Below are 6,193 nucleotides of genomic sequence, written 5' to 3'. Positions count from 1 at the left end.
CCCCCTCGGGGGCGCCGGAGGGCAGCAGGCTCTCACCCGAAAACAGCGGCTGCACGGCGGTCGGGGCCGACAGCACGCCAGGCAGGCTGGCGGGCGCCGTGGGCGCGAAGGCCCGGTCGTGGGCCGCGGCAATGGTGGAATCGGTGAGGGCGGTGTCGCCCAGTTCGCTGGGCGTGGGGGTGTTCTTGCTCTTCCACCACTGCTGGGACATCTGCGCTTCGATCTCGTCGATCTTCTTGAGCGTGACGGCCCGGTCATCGGGTGATGCCATGCTGCTCTGGAAGAACGAAGGCCGCGCGGTCGGGTCTTCGGTGCGCTGGCCCTGCAGGGCCTCGCGCTTGCGCAGCTTGCGCAACTGATCGAACTCCCGGCGCCGCACGAAATCGTTGCGGCGCTTGCGCTCGATCATCTCCTTGAGCATCTGCTTGCTGTACTGGCTTTCGCGGTCGGCGTCGATGGAGTCGAGATCGGTCCAGTTGACCGTGGGGTTGCGGACGAACCGAACCATCTTGGACAACAGGCCGGGGGAAGACTCTTCCTTGCTCATGGATGGTGGTTCAGGTCGCTCGCCGCGCAAAAAAGGGGAGACAGGATCGGCCGGTCAGTCCCCGAACATCTTTTGCTTGAGTTCGCGGCGCTGCTGCGCTTCCAGCGACAGCGTGGCCGTGGGGCGCGCGAGCAGCCGGCCGACGCCGATGGGCTCGCCCGTCTCGTCGCAGTAGCCGTAGTCGCCCGCATCGATGCGGCCGATGGATTGCTCGATCTTCTTGAGCAGCTTGCGTTCGCGGTCGCGCGTGCGCAGTTCGAGGGCGTGCTCTTCTTCGATGGTGGCGCGGTCGGCGGGATCGGGCACGACCACGGTGTCTTCGCGCAGGTGCTCGGTGGTTTCACCGGCGTTGTTGTGCATGTCCTGCTTGAGCTGCACCAGCTTGTGGCGGAAGAACGCCAGCTGCTTTTCGTTCATGTACTCGCTGTCCGGCATGGCGAGCACTTCGGCGTCGCTCAGCTCTTCGGCGGACTTGGTTTTCCAGTTGCCGGCCAGCTTGGGATCTTTCTTGGCGGCCGCGACGGAATTTTGCGGTTGCAGGGTCGTAGGCATGGTGTGTGTATAGCTGGCTTTGGCGGCGGTGGAGGCCACCGCGGGTGCCATGGATGGTACGGTCAATTGGGCCAAACGGGAAGAAGGCCGGGGACTGCGCGCGGGTTCGCTCGACGGCCCCGCGGAGGCAGGCACCGGCACGGCGGCTTTGGACTTGGCGGGCGCCTTGGCGGCCGCGCGGACGGTGCCGCTGGAGGGTGCCTTGGCATCCGCCTCGGGTTTGCTGGGTTCGGCTTTCACTTCCTGTCTCCTCGCAGTAGGGGCGGGCCCTGAGCACGCGACGCGGCTCCAGGGGCAGTAGCAGGCCTTCCGGCGTTTTACCGGGGCGCGATTGTATCGATCCAGGCCCGGCGCGAACTGGAAAGTGGCAGATATCACACAAGCCGGTGCGGCAAGCCCCAAACGGGGTCCTGTCCTACTCGGCCAGGCACTGTCCCAGGCCTTGGAGAAAGATGTCCTTGGGCAGGTCGATGCCGATGAAGACCATCTTGCTCAGGCGCTGCTCGCCCTCAGCCCACTGCGGGCCCAGATCGCTGCCCATCAACTGGTGCACGCCCTGGAAGATCACCTTGCGCTCGGTGCCCTTCATGTGCAGCACGCCCTTGTAGCGCAGCATGCGTGGGCCGTAGATGTTGACGATGGCGCCCAGGAAGTCCTCCAGCTTGGCGGGGTCGAACGGGCGCTCGGCGCGGTAGACGAAGCTCTTGACGTCATCGTCGTGGTGATGGTGGTGGCCATGTCCCTGGCCGTGCTGATGCGAGGGGTGGTCGCAATGCTCGCCATGCGCGTGGTCGTGATCGTGGTGGTCATGCCCATGGTCGTGCCCGTGGTCGTGGTCGTCTTCCTTGAGGAAATCCGGGTCGATGTCGAGCTTGGCGTTCAGGTTGAAGCCGCGCAGGTCCAGCACCTCGGCCAGCGGCACCTCGCCGAAATGCACCGCCTTGATCGGCGCGCGCGGGTTCATGTGCTTGAGGCGGTGGATCAGGGCGTCGGCCTCTTCCTTGCCCACGAGGTCGGTCTTGGACAGGAAGATCTGGTCGGCGAAGCCCACCTGGCGGCGCGCTTCCTGGCGGTCGTTGAGCTGCTGGGGCGCGTGCTTGGCGTCCACCAGGGTGATGATGGAGTCGATGAGGTAGGTCTCGGCGATCTCTTCGTCCATGAAGAAGGTCTGCGCCACGGGGCCGGGGTCGGCCAGGCCCGTGGTCTCGATCACGATGCGGTCGAAGTCGAGCAGGCCCTTGCGCTTCTTGGCGGCCAGCAGCTGCAGCGTCTCGCGCAGGTCCTCGCGGATGGTGCAGCAGATGCAGCCGTTGCTCATCTGCACGATCTGCTCCTTGGACTCGGTGACCAGGATGTCGTTGTCGATGTTCTCTTCGCCGAATTCGTTTTCGATCACGGCGATCTTCTGGCCGTGGGCCTCGGACAGCAGGCGCTTGAGCAGCGTGGTCTTGCCCGAGCCCAGGAAGCCGGTCAGGATGGTGGCGGGAATGAGGGACATGGAGAAAAGCCTTGGGTGAAACAGCGGGTGCCGCAAAGCGGAAAGAAAGAAAAAGCACGGCGCGCGGCCTCTGCAGCGCGGCCGCGAAGGCGGCTGCAGGACCATCATCCAGTGTAGCGGCGCTGTCAAGCACCCCCATCGAGCGCAACACCGTCATCGGCCTGCTATACAGTGACTATCGAAGAAGCTTTTTGATACGTTTTGGCCATGGACTACCGCCTGACCGCCACGCTGCTCGATTCCCTGGGCATCGCCCTGTGCGCCTTCGACGACCAGCACCGCACCGTGCTGTGGAACCAGAGCTTCCTGCGCTTCTTTCCAGAGCACGACGGCCACGTCCACGCCGGCGAGCCGTACGCGGACAACCTGCGCCGCTTCTACCGCCAGCGCCTGGCCCCGGACGACCTGCGCTACCTGGAGCGCCATGTCGCCGACGGCATCGCGCGGCACGTGCAGCAGACACGCCCCTACGTCTTCCAGCACCGGGGCCGCTGGCTGCGGGTGGCGGCGTCCTCCATGGGCGACGGGCACCGCGTGCGCATCTGGCTGGAACTGGCCGAGGCCAACCTTCGCATGCCCACCCAGGCGCCCGCACCGCCTCCCGCCGACCGGCCGGCCGGCGATGCGCTGCAGATGCTCGAACACGCGGGCGACGGCGCCTCGGTGCAAAGCGGCGACGGGCGCATCGTGTTTGCGAGCGACCACTTCCTTGCCATGTATGGCCTGCCCTCGAAGGTGGCGGCGCTCGGGCGCAGCTACGCCGAGGTGGTGCGCCAGCATTGGGCATCGGCCTGCGCCCCGGACGAATACGCGGCGCGCGCCGAAGACATCGTTGCCGCCCTGCACGACAGCCTGAACTTCGCCGGGGTGCCGTTCGAGGTGCCGCTGCCCGGCGGCCGCTGGGTGCGGGTGGCCATGAACCGCATGGCCGACGGGCAGACCTGCGCCTTCCACACCGACATCAGCACCGACAAGCGGCGCCAGGACGAACTGCGCGCGCTGACGGACCAGTTGCGCGAGGAAAGCCTGCACGATGCACTCACGGGCCTGCAGAACCGGCGCGGACTGCATTCCATCGTGCAGACGCTGTCCGGCCAGCCCGGGCCGCATGCCCTGCTGTACATCGACCTGGACGGTTTCAAGGCCGTGAACGACGCGGCGGGCCACGGCGCGGGCGACCAGGTGCTGTGCCAGGTGGCGGTGCTGCTGCGCCAGTCGGTGCGCATGGCCAACACGCTGGTGCGCATCGGCGGCGACGAGTTCGTCGTGGTGCTGCAGGCCTGCGAGACGCAGCAGGCGCAGGCCGTGGGGGCGAAGATCGTCCAGGCCATCCACCAGCAGGACTTCGCTGCCGAAGGCGCCCGCTTCCGCGTGGGCGCCAGCGTGGGGGTGCGCGTCTTCTCCAGCCACAGCGACAGCCCCGACGTGGTGCTGCACGATGCCGACGTGGCCTGCTACCGGGCCAAGCACTACGGCCGCGGGCGCGTCGAGGTGTTCGGCGCGGGCGGCTGAGCGCGGCCGGCTATTTGCGCATTACCGCCAGGCCCTTGAGGTATTCGCCCTCGGGAAACTCCAGCGTCATGGGGTGGTCGGGCGCGCCGCCCAGGCGCTCCAGGATGAAGCCGTCCACCCCCGCATCGGCCCCGGCCGAGGCGACGATCTTGTGGAACAGGTCGGCGCTGATGCCGCCCGAGCACGAGAAGGTGTACAGCATGCCGCCCGGCTCCAGCAGCTGCAGCGCCAGGCGGTTGATGTCTTTGTAGGCGCGCGCGGCCCGGTCGGCGTGCGCGGCGGTGGGCGCGAACTTCGGCGGGTCCAGCACGATGGCGTCGAAGGTGCGCCCTTCCTTGAGGAACTGCCGCAGCGAGGCGTTCACGTCGGCATCGAGGAAATCCGCACGCCCGGCCTCGAAGCCGTTCAGGGCCACGTGCGCCTGGGCGCGCTCCAGCGCCGGGCCGGACGAATCGATCGAGGTCACGTGCCCCGCCCCGCCCGAGAGCGCCGCGACGGTGAACCCGCCCGTGTAGCAATAGCAGTTGAGCACGCGCTGAAAGCCCAGGCGCTGCGTGGCGTCGGCGAAGCGCTTGCGGCTGTCGCGCTGGTCCAGATAGAAGCCGGTCTTGTGGCCTTCGGCGATGTCCAGCGTCAGGCGCCAGCCGTGCTCGCGGATCGACAGGCCCGTCTCGCCCTCGCCGCGCAGCCAGCCGGTGGCGGGCTCCAGCCCTTCCAGCCCACGCACGCTGGCATCGGAGCGTTCGTAGAGGCGCGCCAGCCCGGTTTCCTGCAGCAGCGCGTCGGCGATCACGGCCTTCCAGCGCTCGGTGCCGGCGCTGGTGAACTGCGCCACCAGGGTGTCGCCATAGCGGTCCACGATCAGGCCGGGCAGCCCGTCGGACTCGCCATGCACCAGGCGCACCCCATCGCTTTCAATGCCGAATCGGCCTCTGGCGCATATGGAACGCCGGCATGCTGCTATGAAAAAAGAAGCGTCGATGCGCTGGGCTTCGTCGAAGCTCCACACACGTGCGCGGATGCGCGAGGTCGGGCTGAACGCGGCCCAGGCCAGGAACTGGCCCTCGTGCGACTCCACGCGCACGGTCTCGCCGCTGTCGCCGCCGCCCTTGGCGATGGCCGATTCGAAGATCCAGGGGTGGCGGCGCAGCAGGGAGCGCTCTTTGCCGGGTCGAAGGCGTAGGGTTTTCATGCCCGCGATTGTGCGATGCCCGTGCGCCGCCCCGGCGAAAGCCATGGCGCGGGCCCGGTGGCGCGCGGCCAGGCCGGGAGGATGCAAAGCAACATTTGAGCATTGTTGAGAAACATCCGCTCACAGATTCCTACCATCCACCCCATCTCCAGCCCCCTGGCAGGAGACGCACATCCAAACACCAAGCATTCCAACAATTTCAGGGAGAAAACACCACATGCTGCACTTCGGTCCTTTGAAAGTCGCCACCCGCCTGGCCCTGCTCCTGGCCCTCCTGTGCCTGCTCGCCGCCGGCGTCGGCGCCGCCGGCCTGCTGGGCATGGCGGGCTCCAATGCCGCACTCGTGTCGGTCTATCACGACCGTGTCGTGCCGCTCAAGCAGATCAAGATCGTGGCGGACGCCTATGCCGTGAACGTCGTGGACACGGCGCACAAGGTGCGCGACGGCGCCATGACGCCCCGCCAGGGCCTCGACTCGATCGCCAGCGCACGCAAGGACATCGACGCCCAGTGGTCGGCCTACCTGTCCGCCCCGCTGATCGGCGAGGAGCGCCGGCTGGTCGCGCAATTTCGCCCGCTGCAACTGGCCGCCGATGCGGCGGTGGCGCGGCTCGAGGGCCTGCTGGACGCCGGCGACATCCCGGGGCTGACCGCCTTCGCCGCCCGCGAGATGTACCCGGCGCTCGACCCGCTGCAGACGGTGCTGTCGTCCCTCACGCAGGTGCAACTGGACACGGCGCAGGCCGACTACGAAGCCGCCGAGGTGGCCTTCGCCGACACCCGCCTGGGGATCGTGGTGGCCGTGGCGGCGGGCGTGCTGGCCGCGCTCGGCTTCGGCTACCTCGTGGCGCGCAGCATCCTGCGCGAACTGGGCGCCGAGCCCGCCACCGCC

General features: G+C 67.8%; 5 protein-coding genes and 1 pseudogene. 2 read left to right on the top strand and 4 right to left on the bottom strand.

Features of this window, described 5'->3' with window-relative positions:
• The 3 genes and pseudogenes from AC27KI_RS17085 to AC27KI_RS17075 all read right to left on the bottom strand — a co-directional run.
• Window positions 1–547 (bottom strand): annotated as a pseudogene (locus tag AC27KI_RS17085) (hypothetical protein); the annotation flags it as partial.
• Between the two features lie 54 nt (window positions 548–601).
• Entirely contained in the window at window positions 602–1,339 is a 738-nt protein-coding gene (gene dksA, locus AC27KI_RS17080; protein ID WP_272567197.1) for an RNA polymerase-binding protein DksA, read from the bottom strand.
• 175 nt (window positions 1,340–1,514) lie between these two features.
• Window positions 1,515–2,597, bottom strand: coding sequence for a CobW family GTP-binding protein (locus AC27KI_RS17075; protein WP_487090207.1), 1,083 nt, complete (start codon window positions 2,595–2,597; stop codon window positions 1,515–1,517).
• A gap of 207 nt (window positions 2,598–2,804) precedes the next feature.
• Here AC27KI_RS17075 and AC27KI_RS17070 point away from each other — a divergent pair, with 207 nt between their 5' ends.
• Window positions 2,805–4,109, top strand: a complete 1,305-nt coding sequence (locus tag AC27KI_RS17070) for a sensor domain-containing diguanylate cyclase (protein ID WP_487114900.1) — start codon at window positions 2,805–2,807, stop codon at window positions 4,107–4,109.
• A gap of 10 nt (window positions 4,110–4,119) precedes the next feature.
• On the opposite strand, the gene AC27KI_RS17065 is transcribed toward AC27KI_RS17070, so the two are convergent.
• On the bottom strand, window positions 4,120–5,301 hold the full coding sequence (locus AC27KI_RS17065; RefSeq protein WP_487114898.1) for a class I SAM-dependent rRNA methyltransferase: 1,182 nt from the start codon (window positions 5,299–5,301) through the stop codon (window positions 4,120–4,122).
• A 217-nt stretch (window positions 5,302–5,518) separates the two neighbouring features.
• On the opposite strand from AC27KI_RS17065, the gene AC27KI_RS17060 reads away from it, so the two are divergent.
• On the top strand, window positions 5,519–6,193 hold a 675-nt coding region (locus tag AC27KI_RS17060; RefSeq protein ID WP_487114896.1), incomplete at its 3' end, for a Tar ligand binding domain-containing protein.

The sequence above is a fragment of the Acidovorax sp. KPB24-03 genome, assembly GCF_057546605.1.
The sequence above is the reverse complement of the archived record's forward strand: the minus strand, read 5'-3'. Positions and strand labels throughout refer to the sequence as shown.

Bases quoted from the DNA above. Each gene is read 5' to 3' on its own strand.
- AC27KI_RS17070 (WP_487114900.1), top strand. From the start codon at position 2,805: ATGGACTACCGCCTGACCGCCACGCTGCTCGATTCCCTGGGCATCGCC.
- AC27KI_RS17065 (WP_487114898.1), bottom strand. From the start codon at position 5,301: ATGAAAACCCTACGCCTTCGACCCGGCAAAGAGCGCTCCCTGCTGCGC.
- AC27KI_RS17075 (WP_487090207.1), bottom strand. From the start codon at position 2,597: ATGTCCCTCATTCCCGCCACCATCCTGACCGGCTTCCTGGGCTCGGGC.